At 47.4% G+C, this 15,382-nt stretch carries 13 protein-coding genes and 1 pseudogene; 7 read left to right on the forward strand and 7 right to left on the reverse strand.

Annotated elements, in window-relative coordinates:
* Window positions 1-174 precede the first annotated feature (174 nt).
* The gene (locus tag Q0991_RS20590) at window positions 175-801 is read left to right on the forward strand and encodes a hypothetical protein (protein ID WP_299492071.1); all 627 of its coding nucleotides are present in this window, start codon (window positions 175-177) and stop codon (window positions 799-801) included.
* A 68-nt stretch (window positions 802-869) separates the two neighbouring features.
* Here Q0991_RS20590 and Q0991_RS20595 read toward each other — a convergent pair whose 3' ends face one another.
* The 3 genes from Q0991_RS20595 to fumC form a co-directional block, all read right to left on the reverse strand.
* On the reverse strand, window positions 870-1,421 hold the full coding sequence (locus tag Q0991_RS20595; protein WP_299492073.1) for a Uma2 family endonuclease: 552 nt from the start codon (window positions 1,419-1,421) through the stop codon (window positions 870-872).
* 143 nt (window positions 1,422-1,564) lie between these two features.
* Window positions 1,565-2,176 (reverse strand): hypothetical protein, encoded by a 612-nt coding sequence (locus Q0991_RS20600; protein ID WP_299492075.1) that lies wholly within the window; start codon window positions 2,174-2,176, stop codon window positions 1,565-1,567.
* A gap of 58 nt (window positions 2,177-2,234) precedes the next feature.
* Complete coding sequence (gene fumC / locus Q0991_RS20605) at window positions 2,235-3,644, reverse strand: class II fumarate hydratase (protein ID WP_366525023.1); 1,410 nt, start codon at window positions 3,642-3,644, stop codon at window positions 2,235-2,237.
* Window positions 3,645-3,941: 297 nt separating this feature from the next.
* Here fumC and pilM point away from each other — a divergent pair, with 297 nt between their 5' ends.
* From pilM to Q0991_RS25305, 4 genes and pseudogenes are all read left to right on the forward strand, one after another.
* The gene (gene pilM / locus Q0991_RS20610) at window positions 3,942-5,030 is read left to right on the forward strand and encodes a type IV pilus assembly protein PilM (RefSeq protein ID WP_299492077.1); all 1,089 of its coding nucleotides are present in this window, start codon (window positions 3,942-3,944) and stop codon (window positions 5,028-5,030) included.
* 4 nt (window positions 5,031-5,034) lie between these two features.
* Window positions 5,035-5,790, forward strand: coding sequence for a PilN domain-containing protein (locus tag Q0991_RS20615; RefSeq protein ID WP_299492079.1), 756 nt, complete (start codon window positions 5,035-5,037; stop codon window positions 5,788-5,790).
* Entirely contained in the window at window positions 5,787-6,506 is a 720-nt protein-coding gene (locus tag Q0991_RS20620; protein WP_299492081.1) for a pilus assembly protein PilO, read from the forward strand. Before Q0991_RS20615 ends, Q0991_RS20620 begins: the two co-directional genes overlap by 4 nt.
* Window positions 6,507-6,661: 155 nt before the next feature.
* Window positions 6,662-6,931: pseudogene (locus Q0991_RS25305) on the forward strand (AMIN domain-containing protein); the annotation flags it as partial.
* Window positions 6,932-6,991: 60 nt separating this feature from the next.
* Here the strand turns inward: Q0991_RS25305 and Q0991_RS25310 are convergent.
* Window positions 6,992-7,060 (reverse strand): hypothetical protein, encoded by a 69-nt coding sequence (locus Q0991_RS25310; protein ID WP_366525024.1) that lies wholly within the window; start codon window positions 7,058-7,060, stop codon window positions 6,992-6,994.
* A gap of 66 nt (window positions 7,061-7,126) precedes the next feature.
* Here Q0991_RS25310 and Q0991_RS20625 point away from each other — a divergent pair, with 66 nt between their 5' ends.
* Entirely contained in the window at window positions 7,127-8,641 is a 1,515-nt protein-coding gene (locus tag Q0991_RS20625; RefSeq protein ID WP_366525025.1) for a secretin N-terminal domain-containing protein, read from the forward strand.
* A gap of 81 nt (window positions 8,642-8,722) precedes the next feature.
* On the opposite strand, the gene rpe is transcribed toward Q0991_RS20625, so the two are convergent.
* The 3 genes from rpe to Q0991_RS20640 all read right to left on the reverse strand — a co-directional run bounded on the left by rpe (window position 8,723) and on the right by Q0991_RS20640 (window position 13,153).
* A complete protein-coding gene (gene rpe / locus Q0991_RS20630; RefSeq protein ID WP_299492085.1) occupies window positions 8,723-9,430 on the reverse strand; it encodes a ribulose-phosphate 3-epimerase in 708 nt (235 codons plus the stop codon).
* A 133-nt stretch (window positions 9,431-9,563) separates the two neighbouring features.
* Entirely contained in the window at window positions 9,564-11,012 is a 1,449-nt protein-coding gene (locus tag Q0991_RS20635) for a mechanosensitive ion channel family protein (protein ID WP_299492087.1), read from the reverse strand.
* A gap of 41 nt (window positions 11,013-11,053) precedes the next feature.
* Complete coding sequence (locus tag Q0991_RS20640; RefSeq protein WP_299492089.1) at window positions 11,054-13,153, reverse strand: adenylate/guanylate cyclase domain-containing protein; 2,100 nt, start codon at window positions 13,151-13,153, stop codon at window positions 11,054-11,056.
* Window positions 13,154-13,656: 503 nt separating this feature from the next.
* Between Q0991_RS20640 and Q0991_RS20645 the strand changes: the two genes are divergently transcribed.
* A complete protein-coding gene (locus Q0991_RS20645) occupies window positions 13,657-15,357 on the forward strand; it encodes an AarF/ABC1/UbiB kinase family protein (protein WP_299492091.1) in 1,701 nt (566 codons plus the stop codon).
* Window positions 15,358-15,382 lie beyond the last annotated feature (25 nt).

Raw genomic sequence — 15,382 nt, forward strand, 5'->3', positions numbered from 1 at the left:
GGTTGATTCTGGACTTCTTGAAGCTGACATCACTCATCAGAAAAATAGACACTGAGAATAGTCTATTTTTTATCTGACTAAAGTGATAAAAGAGGGATAAAGCAAGGACAGCAGCAAATCCTCACAGCCTTCGATACCAACTTTGATTCCCTTAGCGTTCAGCTCAAGACCCTAATGAGTCAGGCTGACGAACAATTCCAAGCCCTTCTCACCACTCTGACTGACCCAGCCAAAGATGGCCCCCGCCTATTCAGCTTCGAACCCGTCGATCTAGGCTTTTGGGACACACCCAACTGGATAGCCCAAAAATTTCGACTCACCCTCTGGTGTGAGCATAGTCGTCTACCTTTACCCGTGATTACTGGCGAAAAGGGGACTGGCGTTTACGAAATAAAAATTACGCGCGATTGGCTCAAACGGGCTGCCCCCGTGCTCCGAATTTTGTCCGTCACCCTTAAGCTGGCCCTACCCATTGCCATTCCCGGCACCAAACTTGCCACTGATGATACCGAGTACAAGGCTATTGCCGAGCAACTTGAATTTGGCATTAAGTCTTCAACCTCGTTACTTTCAGGCAGCGAGAAAATGGGTGATTGGTTAGTGGCAGGAGACGCCACCGAGTTAAACCAGGCCAGCACAGATACCCAAAACGCAATTCGCAACCAAGGCCCTGTCCTCCGAGAACTTCATGCCTTACTCAGGGAGAAAGATCCGGCGAACAGCTTCGGTGGTCTTATACGAGTTCAAAATAAACGTCGAGAATTTCTCTGGGTACATCCCAATTACGTTGGTGAATATTAAGCCGTGCTATTCAACCTCAATTCGGCAAAATCCACTGATCAGGCTACCTTCTCTGACTCATTGGCATATCACTCTGGAATACTCACCAATTGCCGAACCTCTACCGACACATCAGGAAAATCAACAGGATAAACGATGCCATCACTAAGGGTATTTTGCATTGCATAATCGCCGTTCCGTAAGTCTCGAAACACCGTCATTTGCTTCCCAGCCACATCAATCACCCAATACTCAGCAATCCCTACTTCCCCATAGGGCTTTCGTTTAGTGTCTAAATCGTAAGCCAGCGTGGTATCGGCTACCTCTACTAGCCAATATATGTCTTCTGGATAGGGATGATGCTGTAGATAACGAGTATCCGGTCGATGCACAATCGCAATATCTGGCTCTGGTTCAGACTCAGCCAGCGTAATGGGATGGGCTTCAAAAACCTCCGCTTTTCCCTTCACCATTTCGCGTAAATAGTTGACCCCACGATGATTGACAAATCGATGAAACTCACCTTCTGGAGTCATATCCCAAATCTCTCCATTGATGAGTTCGCAGCGGCGATGGTCGAGAATACCGAAATCGCGCATATGCTGGTAGTCTGCAACTGACCACTTCGTTAATGTCCGCATGACATCAATGCTCTATTGCTAGTCATACATTCATATCCTAGCTGTGCAAGGCACTCAATTTGAGAACGCCATGCTTTTGTAAGGATTTGAGTACCTTGAAATGTAAGTTATGGATTATGGTCTGATTGGGATAAGCTGGCGCTCTAGCGTCTCTTTTTCTTTTTCAGCTTTTTGAGAAACTCAGGATCTTCCCTCATCGTGCGAGAAACAGTCCGAAAGGCATATTCAACCTGGGGCAAGGGTAAATACGTGTCAGCTTCCAACGCTAACATCACTTTACTTCCATCACTTAAGGGCACCAGATAAATTTCGACAATGTTGTAGCCCCGATTTGTGCGCTTATATTGCAACTCTCCTATCAAGGTTTGCCCCAGAAAACGGCGCTGATGATATTCGCGGGCGGGAGCATTAATCCCTAAATAGGTTGTTTTGACATATCCCAATAACTCTTCGTCTTCCATATTGAGAAGTTCTAGCCAATCCGCGGCCAAGGACGCCATGCGGATTTTGAGCTTGCGGCTCCCTTTTTGGGCTTCTACACCAACGGTGTCATTCCCCAAAGATTTGACTTCGGAAAAGCCCAAGGGAGTCTCAAAAATAAGACCATTCGCAAAGTGGGTCTTTCGCTTGGATTGCCGTCGGGCACTAGTTTCTGTCGTGGGTGTTTCCTCAGCATAGCTAGCCGAAGGTACTAGGGTTGGGGTCAAGGCAACAAGCGCTGCGATCGCAGTCGGCAACATCCGAAATTGAGTCATTATGTCAACCAAAGATGAAAGAGTCAGGATAATTCTGAATGTCTAAAAGAGCTAAAGTCTATGGGCTCGTCATTCGGGCCGGTTGAACGAGGTGGTCAAATTCCTCCGCCGTCATATAGCCCAGGGTGAGGCAAGTTTCTCGTAGGGTTTGACCCGTTTGATAGGCTTGTTTCGCCACCTGTGCAGCTCGGTCGTAACCAATCTGAGGGGTGAGAGCGGTCACCAGCATCAAAGATTGATTGAGGTAGGTCTCTATTTGTGATGGGTTGGGTTGGATGCCAACAACCAGATAGTTTGTGAACGCACCACAGGCATCCGAGAGAATGCGAATCGAGTGTAGGAGGTTGTGAATCATCACTGGCTTAAAGACATTCAGCTCTAGGTTACCCTGGCTGCCTGCAAAACTAACTGCGGCATCGTTACCCATGACCTGGGCACAAACCATCGTTAACGCCTCACATTGAGTTGGATTCACTTTCCCCGGCATAATCGATGACCCCGGTTCATTGGCAGGAAGACTCAATTCCCCCAATCCACACCGAGGTCCAGACGCTAACCAGCGAATATCATTGGCAATTTTGACCAAGCTACACGCCAACGTTTTGAGAGCGGCACTGGCCATCACTACCGCATCATGAGCTGCCAATCCTGCAAATTTATTGGGAGCTGTGACAAAGGGTAAGCCCGTCAATTCTGCAATTTGACGGGCGACGCGTTCGGCGAACTCAGGATGAGTATTGAGACCCGTACCCACCGCTGTCCCCCCTAAAACCAATTCGTACAGATGGGGCAAAGTATTTTGGAGTCGCTCAAGATTGTGATCGAGTTGGACGACATAGCCCGAGAATTCTTGTCCCAGAGTCAGCGGCACCGCATCCATCAAATGCGTTCGACCCATTTTGACAATTCCATCAAATTCCTTGGCCTTAGCGGCTAAAGCCTCTCGGAGTGACGTTACTTGAGGCATCAAATCATGGACCAATTGTTCCGTTGCTGCGATATGCATGGCTGTCGGAAAAACATCATTCGAGGATTGAGACAGATTGACATGGTCATTCGGATGGCAAGGATCTTTACTCCCCAATCTGCCTCCGGCCAACTCAATGGCTCGATTGGCAATTACCTCATTCGCGTTCATATTGGTCTGTGTACCACTGCCGGTTTGCCATACTCTCAGGGGAAATTGATCATCCCATTGACCACCAACCACCTCAGATGCCGCCGTGATCATCAGGTGGGCTAAATCCGGCGGCAGGCGCTTGAGCTCCACATTCACCATCGCTGCTGCTTGTTTCACCAGGCCCAAAGCACGAATCATCGCTCTCGGCATGATGTCATCACCAATGGCAAAATACTTTAATGACCGTTGGGTTTGTGCCCCCCAATACCGATGGCTGGGAACTTCAATTTCACCCATACTATCGGTTTCGATCCGAACCTGATCTTGGATTTCAGAGGAAGAAAGCATGGGCAGTTCCGACCTTTTTTCAACAGATGTCAGCAAATTTTGGGGTATGGTACAACCTTACGGTAAACGTGGGTATCCTGACTGAGAGGATGGGCGCAAACAACCCAACCCTTTAGTTTGTTGATCCTCGTCCAAGATCTAATGATGTTCTCTGATTCGTAGTGGTTCAGACCGGGAGATGTTGATTGTGCCTGTAAAAGTGGGTATCCTCCCAACAGAATCGAATCATTCCTCCAGCATTCAGCATTAGATTGAATTTTTGACCATATTGTTATTCAGCCTGTAGCGGACAAACCTGTGGTGACTTCATTGAAAAGTCTGTTTTCGAATTCGAATCAGGGGGTAGGCGTAGAGTTAACCCCAGACAGCGTAAATATCGTTCAACTGAAGCAGCAAAAGCAAGGAACAAACCTCAATACTTTTGCAGCGATTCCTATCCCGGAGGGCGCATTCCAAGACGGACGGATAACTGATCCTGAAGCCATTGCCGATGCCATCCGCCAAGGACTAACTGAACATAAAATCAAAGCTAAAACGGCCATCTGCGCCGTCCCTATCGGTGAAGCCGTGATTCGGCTGATTCGATTACCCGCGGAATTGGATGAAATGGAATTGCGGGATATGGTGCTGAACCAAGAAGCAGCAATTTATCTCCCCTTTCCCCGCGAAGAAGCCGATGTCGATTTCCAACGGCTAGGAACAGATATAGATGAAGATGGCATTGAGCGGGTCGAAGTCCTACTCGTTGCCACCCCTAAAGATATTACGGATAACTATCTCAATGTTTTTCAGCAAGCCGGGCTAGATCTCAAGGTTCTGGAGGTCAGTAGCTTTTCCCTAATCCGAACCTTGCGGAGTCAACTGCTGCAATTTATGGAAGGAGAAGCAGTGGCCCTGGTCAATATCGATTTTGATGGTACCGAAATCAGTATCGTTATGGATGGGATTCCCCAATTTAATCGGAAGGTCCCCATTGGGACGCATCATCTTCAAAATGCTTTGAGTCGGGCGATGAACCTACCGGGCGCAATGGGGGCAGACTTATTACAGGGGATGACCGTTCCTTTGGATGTCTCAGACAATACTGCGAATAATCCCAGCTCTGCTGCAATTCTGAGGATGCTGAGCGATTTATCGGATGAATTACGCCGTTCGATCGATTTTTACCTCAATCAGGGGGATAATCTAGACATTACGCAAGTCTTTGTCTCTGGACCGGGGGCTAGCTTGGGACAAATTGATGAATTTCTGACCCAGCGTTTGGGGTTGACAACCACAGTCGTTGATCCTATCAGTACGCTTGGTATTCAAAATTCTGAGAGTATCCCAGCGGCACAACGTCCTGCGTTAAGTGTTGTTATGGGTCTTGGGATGCGGGAGGTATAAGTGCATGTATTCAATTGATATCAACCTATTAAATGATCGCCCAGAATACGGCCAACAAGTTGTCACTTCTTCTAATTACGACAGCGATGATAAAACACCGTTGTTTATTGGCTTGGGAGTCGGTGCGGCAGCGTTAGGTTTGGTTCTGATCAGTTTTGGCGTTATGTCTTTCTTGAATCAGCAATTAACGGCTGAAGAAGAGAATTTAGATGACGAGCTAGCCCAGCTAGCTCCACAGCTCGCACAAGTGGATAAGCTTGAAGCTCAGGAACAGCAAGTCAAAGCGGAAACAAAGGCTTTAGCCACGATCTTCAATCAAATTAAGCCTTGGTCTTCAACGTTGCAAGATATCCGCGATCGCGTTCCCCCCACCTTGCAAATCACTAAAATTCAACAAAAGGCCGCAGCCCCATCCGGTCAAAAAGCTGGACAGCCTAAACCGAATGCAGCCCCTGTGGCCACCCTGTCAGCACCCACTCAGTTGACCATTACGGGGAACGCTATTTCCTTCAATGATGTTAACGATTTTGTCTTAACGCTCAGGAAGTCGCCGTTTTTAACGATTTCCCAGACACAACTGATGTCATCAGAGCGGAAAACCAATAACGAAACGAAGGTTTCCCTCGTTGAGCATCAATTAGAAACCACCATTAATGATGTGCCAGCCTCAGAGTTGCTGCAAATTCTGAACGCAAAAGGGGCATCTGGTTTAGCGGCCCGGATTGGGGTACTGAAGCAAAAAGGAGTGATGAATCCATGACGGCTACTGGCGGATTTGCAAGAGAAGATGAACTATTGGGGCCTTCTTATCCCACTTTATTTGGGATTACTTTTACCCCAACCGTATCAGGGATTTTGGCAGCTGTTGTGGGGGTAGGGATTGCCGCTTATGTTGGCACTCAGCTTGTGTCACCCAAGTATGCCGAATATCAGGAGCTGCAGGAATCAGTTGAACAAAAGAAAACTGATTTAGAGCAAAAGGAAGCAACCACTCAACGCGTGGATGAGATTGTCGCCCGGCTTGATTTGGCTCAACAAGAGAATAGGCAAGTCCGAACCCTGTTCTCCGATCAGCAAGCATTGGACACCCTGTTATTGGACTTGAACCGCGTTATTGTCTCTAGCAATGCCCAATTACAGACGTTCAAACCCGATTACGCCGCTTCGGGTATCGTCACTGACGGTTCTCTAGGGGCACCCTTGGATAACAAGATTAAGCGACAAGTCACCTCTGTTTCCTTTCAAGGAACCTTCAACCAAACATTGCAAATTATGCAAGCGATCGACCGTTTACAAACCGTTTTGGTAGTCCGAGATTTATCAATGGAGCTACAGAAACCGGAGGAATTTGGTCCTCGTAATCTGGTGAAGTCGACCTTCAATTTGCATGCTTATGTCCCCTTGAGTGAAGAGGAAGCTGCCGCTGCTGCTCAGGCTGCCGCTGCCAAGGCACAGTCGCAGGAACAGACGCAATAGCTGAAATCCTGCAAATTTCTATTTCCGATGCTGCTCCATGCAGCTAAATCTACAACGAACAGTCATCATTATTTTTATCAGAGGAGTGTAGGGTGAACTGGTACAAAGGAAAACCTGGAATTGTTATTGGCTGCACAGCAGCCGCTGTAGGCGCGATGATTCAGCCAGTATGGGCTGCTGAAACTGAAGTCACCAATGTGCAGCTTAATCCCACTTCTAAGGGATTTGAGCTAGTCCTGGGGACTCAAGGGGATAATCGCCCACCTATTTTTACCGTCAATCGGGGCAATACCTCCATCTCTGATGTGAGCAATTCCCTCCTGCGGCTGCCAGAAACGGGGCCATTTCAGCAAAAAGACCCGGCTCCAGGGATCAAGTTTGTGGAAGTTCGGCAACTGGACCCCGATACCATCAGAATTACGGTAGAAGGTGTCCATACTGCTCCCATTGCCGAAACCATTCGAAATGATAATCGGGATGGTGTATTAGCCATTAAGTTTGATGGTGCACCCGGCAGTGCTGATCCGGTAGCCACATCCTCTCAGCCCACCAATCCTCGCTCCCGGGCGAGTGCAGTGCCCCCTTCTTTAACTCGGGCCAAGGCTCCCCCTGTAGGTGATATGACCATCGCTCCCCTGAATGTTGAGCCAGAGCGCATCGATTTGGGCAGTGATCAAATCATTCCTAAGTTGTTACTCCGCGAAGCTCCTGTCCGAGAAGTATTAACGCTTTTAGGCCGTGCAGCTAATGTAAACGTTGCCTTTGCTGAGCAGGATAGTGAAGAAGGATCTTCTGCCTCTTCTACCATCACCTTAGACATTGAGAATGAGTCGGTAGATGATGTCTTTAACTACGTCTTGCGTTTATCAGGCATGCAGGCCAATCGAGTCGGTCAAACCGTCTTTGTGGGTAAGTCACTACCTGGCGATGCCCAAAACCGAGTTGTGAGAACCATCCGACTCAACCAGATTAAGGCAACAGCTAAGATTACACGCATTGACGAAATTGCGAATGAAGCAGCTACAGGAGCTAACATCACTCCTTCGGGAGCTGAGAACGATTCCGATCTCGGGGTTACTGGTATTACTCGCAAAAATGATGTGAAGGAAGAAACGGAATCTGTAGGTGCCAAAGAGATTCTAGAGTCATATGGGGCAAACGAAGGTGGCTCAGGTGATTCAAATGCAGGTAGTTCAACGTTGTTAGAAGGCTTAGAAGTCGTTGCTGACGGTCGCACAAATTCTATCACTTTGATTGGAACCCCTAAAAAGGTAGAAACAGCGACGGCAATTCTTACTCGATTGGACGTGCGACAACGTCAAGTAGCCATTAATGTCAAGTTCATTGACGTTAACTTACTCAAAGGCAAAAACTCAAATGCCGACTTACAATTCCGAGCCAATAATTCTCTCGGAATTGGTTTTAGGCCCAACCCTAACAACCCAGGCCAATCCGGCTTGTCATCTGTTTTTGGATCAGGAACCGTCGACATCGTAGGCAGTGGTCTATTCACCTTAACTGAGACTTTTTTAGGAAACCTATTTATCTCGATCCAAGACACTTCAGCCAAAATCCTCACGAATCCGACACTGCTTGTGCAAGAAGGGAGTTCTGCTCAGGTTAACTTAACCCAGCAAGTATTTTCTGGATTTAAGTCAGAACAAACTTCGACGGCCGCAGGGGGAGCAATCGCGACACTTGAGCCAATCATCCAAAATGCGGGGGTTATTCTCAATATCGCAGTGGACAAGATTGACGATAATGGTTTTATCACCCTGAGCTTAGCTCCTGAAGTGAGTTCACTATCAGGTCAACAATTTACTGATCAATTTGGTGGAGCCGCCAACCTCTTACAACAGCGCCGAATAGAAACGGGTAAGTTGCGCTTGCGAGATGGTCAGACAATGGTGCTTACCGGCATCATTCAAGACCAAGATAGAGTCAGTGTTAGTAAGGTTCCGATTTTGGGGGATATTCCTCTCTTAGGTCGCCTATTTCGCCGAGAAAACAATTCTCGCCAGAGAAGCGAACTGGTTGTATTAGTCACCCCTCAGATTGTGGACGATTCTGACCAGACCACCTTCGGTTATCGCTATACGCCTGGTGAAGAATCACAAAAGCTGTTGAAGCCTTAGATTGAACTGACTGAATTCTAAAACACCCCTCTGACACAAATCAGGGGGGTGTTTTCGTTATGACAAAACAAAGCGTGAAATTTAAGCTGTGACTAATTCAGGTTCAGGGCGCTTGCTGTTACGAATTGCTTTAATGGTTTCGGCATAATCATCTGCTTTGAATACTGCCGAACCAGCCACAATAGCGTTAGCACCCGCTTCAAGAACTTGCCAAGTATTGTTTGTTTTCAATCCCCCATCCACTTCAATCCAGGGATCTAAACCGCGCTCATCACACATTTGACGAAGTTTGCGAATTTTGGGTAAAACTTCGGGGATAAAGCTTTGGCCGCCAAATCCGGGGTTGACACTCATAATCAACACGAGATCACAGAGTTCTAGGACATACTCAATCTGATCCAGAGAACTCCCTGGATTAAGCACAACCCCCGCCATTTTTCCGAGTTCCTTAATCTGGCCTAATGTGCGGTGGAGGTGAGTGGTCGCACTAGCTTCGGCATGGACCGAAATGATATCTGCCCCTGCCTTGGCAAAATCCGCTACATATCTTTCAGGCTCTACGATCATCAAGTGAACGTCCAACGGCTTTTGGGTAACTGGACGAAGCGCACTCACAATCAGGGGACCAATCGTAATATTGGGAACGAAGCGGCCATCCATAACATCTACGTGGATCCAGTCCGCGCCAGCTTGATCGACCGCACGGACTTCCTCACCTAAACGACTAAAATCTGCAGAGAGGATAGACGGAGAAATAACAGTTGATTTGGGTGAAGAAGATAGAGTCATGGCAAGAGATCCGGTTATGAAGACTGCTGAGATCGGCAAAAAAGGAAAACTTGAGCCCTTTTGCAGTAACCAGTTTAACAAAATCTTCAACATTGGCCTAACCCCAATCCTTAATCCTAAGTTACCGCTCTATTTAGGCATAGGTTTGCTGGGCAAATTGAATTGCTTTTTGACGCGCTTCAATAATTTCGTCCATTTCTCGAGCCAACTGAGGGGTGCTGTCAATAATGACTTGTATAGCTTCTATTTCTAGAATCATGACTTCAACATCGCTGAGGGCAATGATAGAGTAGGCGCTGGGTTCTCTCGATAGTAATGCGGTGGCCCCAAAAAAGTCTCCTTGAGTAAGGGTTAGTACTTCTTGCTCATGGTTGCCTGAATTCAGCACCCTCATTTGCACTTGTCCAAATAGCAAGAAGTGCAATTTCACGTCTTCTTGTCCTTGATAGATTATCCGCTCGTCCTGGCCGAAGGATTGAAAGTCGGCATTGGTCACGAGTTGTTCCAAAATTTCGGCATGGGTGGTGACAAAACAAGGCAGCGATCGCAACTCTGACACCACTCGATGAATGCCATTGGAGTCCGCCTTAGGAGCTTTCTCATGGATCAACGTGCGAATGGGAAAGGGAATGGTTAATTGATGTCGCTTGGCCGCGTACCAAACTCGAGTCATAAAGGCATCCCGAATATCGGGAACCCGCTCATAGTCCTTTAAGTAAAGACGCACATAGTAATTGATCGAAGAATCCCCATAGGCACTAGTTTGGATAATCGGCTTGGGTTCCGATAAAACCCCCGGTGTTTCTAGAGCCGCTTGCCGGATCACCTGTTTGACTTTATTGGGCGGATCGTCATAGGAAAATCCCAGTTCCAAGGGTTCTCCATGGAGAGGTTGGGGCCGACGATAGTTATAGAACACTTCCTTGGCTAGTACCGAGTTGGGAACAATCAACATCTCTTTGTTGCGTGTAATCAGATGGACCGCTCGCCAATTAATCTCGACCACTTTGCCGACCGTGTCCCCGAACTTGAGCCAGTCACCAATCACAAAAGGTTTGCCAAACAGCAGGGCAATGCCTGAAAACAAGTTGCCCAGGGTATCCTGGAGGGCTAAACCGATTACAATCGAACTGACGCCCAGGGCAGTTAGCAACCCACCTAAGTCTGTTTTCCAAACTAAAGACAGAACAAACGCCGTTCCGATCAGAATTAAGAAAAATCGGGTTAAATCCCTGAGGAGCTTGGGAACTTGGGCCTGCCAGGTATGTCCGCCCACATCCACAAACAGCAAGACATTCACAAACGATAAGGCTGCATGGATAAGGGACACCCACAAAGAGGTTTGAATCAAGCGAATAACGGTCTGTTCGGTATCCAGACCTATCACTTTAGTTAGAACAATAAAACCCACAAAGATGGGCAAGACTAAATTTCGTAAGATTCTCAGCGTTTGGACCAGTGGCTTTCCCTGCTTTCGGGTGTAAACGATCGATTCGTTTAAAACCAACATGATGGTCGGGAACCCCACCATCAGACCACAACTCCAGAGAAACCAGGATTGCTGAAGAAGGGAGGATGTCATAGTTGCCGCTAATGAAGATGTGCAAAAAAATGGGAAAGACGCTAAATCTTGAGTAGCCAAGCCGGTAGTTTATTCTGGCCACTAATTTCTACTTCACGACCATTGTCAAACTCATAGCTATCGCCCAGCTGTTCGTAAACGGATTGACTGACTTGAACCGTGTCGCCTTCACCAGCAGTTTGCATGCGGTGAGCAATATTGACCGTATCTCCCCATAAGTCATAGATAAATTTACTGCGACCGACAATCCCGGCCACCACTGCCCCGGAGTTGATCCCCACGCGGGCTTGTAAAGTGGTTTGATGAGACTTATTAAAACGCTGAACAATGCGCGTAATCTCAATGCCAAAATCCATAATCCGTTTGGTATGGTCTAGGCGAGGAACCGATAGACCGCAAACCGCCATATAACCACTGCCAATGGTTTTGATCTTCTCCACTCCAAACCGTTCGGCGGCTTCATCAAAGGCGCGGACCAACTCATTGAGCAACGCCACAATTTCGTTTGCGGGCAGTATCTGAGCGAGATCTGTAAACCCAATTAAATCCGCAAAGAGCACCGTGACGTTGGCATAACTATCGGCAATTTGCTCTTCTCCGCTTTTAAGGCGCTGAGCCACTGGTTCTGGCAAGATGCAGGACAGGAGTTGTTCGTTTTCCTGGCTTTGATGTTCCAATGCTTGGGTTTTCAGCGAGAGGCTCTCGACCATCTGATTAAAGGAAACGGCCAAATCATGGAATTCATCTTGTGAATTCATCTTGATTGTGATTTCAGTGTCTCCCTCCGCCAATTGGCGAAATCCTGACATTAGGGTTTGAATGGGTTTGACAAACAAGCGAGACAGCAGCAGGGCCAAAATTGTGATCAGCAGAATCAAAATTGCGGTTGAGATTAGAACTTGCTTCTGAAACTCCGAAATGGGGGCAAAGGCCTCCTCTGCATCCATTTCTGCGAGGATAGCCCAATCCAATCCCTTGATTTGAAGAGGGCCATAAGAACTTAAAACGGGAATGCCGCGGTAGTCGCTCACCGTATCAATGCCAAAATTGCCTAGCAGAGCCCGTTGGGAGGCCACCGTTTTCACTTCTTGCTCCAGGATCGAATTCTGCTGCCGCCGCATTCGCTCAATTTTGGCGGGTTCAAGGCCGCTTTTTGCCAAGGCTTGAAAATAGTTCGGGGATTTTTCCAGGAGAAAACGAGAATTGGAACGCAAGAGATAGTCTGAACCGACTAGATAGGTTTCCCCGCTTTTCCCTAGCCCCATATCTTGCCATCGTTGGCTATTCGTCATCACTTGGTCAATCTTATTAATATTAACCTGGAGGGCTAAGACGCCAATCAGTTCCCCTTGATCGAAGAGCGGACTGGCAATAATCGCTGCGGGTTGATTATGGGAAGGACGATAGGGTTCGAAATCTGTAAAGGTCACAAAGTTCGGTTCGCCTTCCCGAATGACCTTACGAAAGGCTTTCGCTAAAACACTTTGGGAATAGGGACCTGAGCCTAAGTCAGTACTAAAATCTACGCCTTTGTAGGCGCTGTAAACCACTTTGGCAGTGTCGGGATCAATTAGGAACAGATCCTCATAGGCAAATTCTGATACAAGGGTGCGAAAGGCCGGATGAAATTGGCGATGAGCTTGGGTATATTTGCTGCCGTCTCCTGGATCATCAATTTTGACTTTTTCATCAAAGTCTGGTGTCTTAATCGTGAAGTGATATTGCAAGTAGATATCGCGGTTCCCTAAGGGTAAATAGGTTTGGACTTGGGGATCCCCCTCAATATTGGCGGCTAAGGGACCAATAAACTCTTGCTGGTAGTAGGCTTGAATCGCTTGCTGCCACTGATTCGGAATTTTTTTGGGTTTCAGCGCTTGATAGCCTTGCTTAAACGCATTCATGGCCTCCTTCGTGGTCGGGCTATCGCTGAGAAAGCGCATCTGGCGATTCAGCTGATCAAAGAATGAGCGGACCTCATAGCTCTTTGCGGTTCGTAAGCTAGTGAGTTGATTGAAGATACGGCGGGTCAGGGCGGCCTTGCCGCTGTTATACCCAATAAAGGCGATGACCAGGATGGAGCTAACACTGACCCCTAGAAACATTAAGGTCAGTTTCGATTGAATACTTAGTTTCTTTAGCACTCGTCAGGTCTTCCTCGAAGAAAAAGGCAAGGTCTTGCACTTGGCTTGTTTTTACCATGCTTAGAGCCGCTTATGGCCATATAACCTTTGTTTTTGCTACAACAGGAGAGAAGTCTTAGTACATCCTTGATATTAGCCGCTTCTTTCCGTGGGCAGAATGGGGCCAGATGTTCAGTTCTGTCTCTATTCAAGCGTCATTCCCTTAATTCTTGCCAAGCCGTTGCTGCTATGGGAGGGTAACCAATTGCTCTTCAGCTTCAAGTCTTGAGACTTTATGTATCTTTACTAAAGAAAGGGATTACTTTGTACTTTCTTATACTATATTTAAGTTAAGAAAAGATAGCCTTTGGCACTGTTGTCAAACGACTTGTTTTAGGCTGCAAATTTAACCTGAGTGAAGTGTTACAAACTTTCCAAATAAGCTAAATTTGCACTGGCTTGAGGGTATCCGATCAACAGTTGTGGAGTTGTAAGGAAAGCGCGGCGTGATACAGCAACAACTCATGTCATCTCCCCCATCGTCTAAGGGTTTTCTACAACGATATGATGCTCGTGCGATCGCAGCTTACTACCGCTGGCGTCCTTGGCAAGCCATTTGGCGACTTCTTTACATTATTGGCTCTTTTATCGGGTTTGTATGGGGTCTACTCTGGGACCAGTGGACCCAATCCAGTGTGGCTCATTCTCCTCAACGAGCCATTCAGATTAGACAAATTCTCACCCGCTTAGGCCCCACCTTTATTAAGGTAGGACAGGCGTTATCCACCCGTCCTGACCTAATTTCTAAAGAATTTCTGGCGGAGTTAATGTTGCTCCAAGATCAGTTGCCGCCTTTTCCTAACGATCAGGCCTTTGCCTTAATTGAATCGGAGCTGCGCCAACCCGTTCGCGACATCTACCAGGAAATCTCTGATCAACCCGTAGCGGCGGCCAGTCTCGGGCAAGTTTACCGGGGCCGTTTATTTACAGGGGAAGAGGTGGCCATTAAGGCTCAGCGTCCGAATTTAAGGCCAAAACTGACGCTAGATCTCTATTTAATGCGCCTGATGGCGGCTTGGTTTGGTCGCTATTTACCTCTGAATTTGGGCCATGACTTGACGCTAATTGTGGATGAATTTGGCACTAAACTCTTCGAAGAAATTGACTACATTAATGAGGGGCAAAACGCGGAGCGATTTGCCGAGAACTTTAAAAACTACCCCGAAGTCCAAGTTCCGGGGATTCATTGGGCTTACAGCAGCCCTCGAGTTCTGACATTAGAGTGGATTCACGGTTATAAGCTCACCAATACCCAATGTGCGGTGGAGGCCAAAGTAGATCCAAATCACTTGGTTAAGATTGGGGTCATTTCTAGCCTCCGTCAGCTGCTGGAATTTGGCTTTTTCCATGCTGATCCCCATCCAGGGAATTTATTTGCCACCACCCAAGGCACTATGGCCTATGTCGACTTTGGCATGATGGATCAGCTGGATCAAAATACCAAAAACACGCTGGTTGATGCCGTCGTCCATTTAGTCAATAAAGACTACGACCTGTTGGCCCAGGATTTTGTGAAGTTAGGGTTCTTGACCCCTGATACAGATATTCGTCCCATTATTCCAGCGTTAGAGGACGTCTTTGGGGATGTGATTGGGGCAAGTGTTGGTGACTTCAACTTCAAAACGATTACGGATCGGTTCTCGGAGTTGATGTACGACTACCCTTTCCGAGTCCCAGCCAAATTTGCTTTGATCATTCGCTCTTTGGTTACGCAAGAAGGGGTTGCCCTTTGCCTTAATCCTGCCTTCAAAATTATCGAAGTCAGTTATCCCTATGTCGCACAGCGTCTGTTAGCGGGGGAGACACCCGAGTTTCAACGTCGGCTTTTGGAAGTGTTGTTTAAGGATGGCAAGTTTCAATGGCAACGTTTGGAGAACTTAATTGCGATCGCACAAACAGATCAGAGTTTTGATCTGATTCCTACCGCTCGCCTGGGTATGCAGTATCTAATGTCTGATGAAGGAGCCTATTTACGACGCCAAGTGGTGTTAGCGCTTATCGAAGACGATCGCCTGCATACCGAAGAAATTGAACGGCTCTGGAACTTAATCAAAGATGACTTGAAACCCGATAAGCTCTTTGATGTGGCCCTCGGGGCTTTAGCTGATTTTTCTGAGTCAAATCTTCCTCAATGGCTGCCTATTCCTAACTTATCGGCATCCTGAAGCCATAATACAAATGGGCACTCCT

The organism is Acaryochloris sp. IP29b_bin.137, from assembly GCF_028285745.1.
Taxonomy (GTDB): domain Bacteria; phylum Cyanobacteriota; class Cyanobacteriia; order Thermosynechococcales; family Thermosynechococcaceae; genus Acaryochloris.

Excerpts from the sequence above, each read along its gene's own strand:
- Q0991_RS20590 (WP_299492071.1), top strand. The coding sequence starts at position 175 with ATGAGTCAGGCTGACGAACAATTCCAAGCCCTTCTCACCACTCTGACT.
- Q0991_RS20595 (WP_299492073.1), bottom strand. The coding sequence starts at position 1,421 with ATGCGGACATTAACGAAGTGGTCAGTTGCAGACTACCAGCATATGCGC.
- Q0991_RS20600 (WP_299492075.1), bottom strand. The coding sequence starts at position 2,176 with ATGACTCAATTTCGGATGTTGCCGACTGCGATCGCAGCGCTTGTTGCC.
- fumC (WP_366525023.1), bottom strand. The coding sequence starts at position 3,644 with ATGCTTTCTTCCTCTGAAATCCAAGATCAGGTTCGGATCGAAACCGAT.
- Q0991_RS20615 (WP_299492079.1), top strand. The coding sequence starts at position 5,035 with ATGTATTCAATTGATATCAACCTATTAAATGATCGCCCAGAATACGGC.
- Q0991_RS20620 (WP_299492081.1), top strand. The coding sequence starts at position 5,787 with ATGACGGCTACTGGCGGATTTGCAAGAGAAGATGAACTATTGGGGCCT.
- Q0991_RS20625 (WP_366525025.1), top strand. The coding sequence starts at position 7,127 with ATGACCATCGCTCCCCTGAATGTTGAGCCAGAGCGCATCGATTTGGGC.
- rpe (WP_299492085.1), bottom strand. The coding sequence starts at position 9,430 with ATGACTCTATCTTCTTCACCCAAATCAACTGTTATTTCTCCGTCTATC.
- Q0991_RS20635 (WP_299492087.1), bottom strand. The coding sequence starts at position 11,012 with ATGACATCCTCCCTTCTTCAGCAATCCTGGTTTCTCTGGAGTTGTGGT.
- Q0991_RS20645 (WP_299492091.1), top strand. The coding sequence starts at position 13,657 with ATGTCATCTCCCCCATCGTCTAAGGGTTTTCTACAACGATATGATGCT.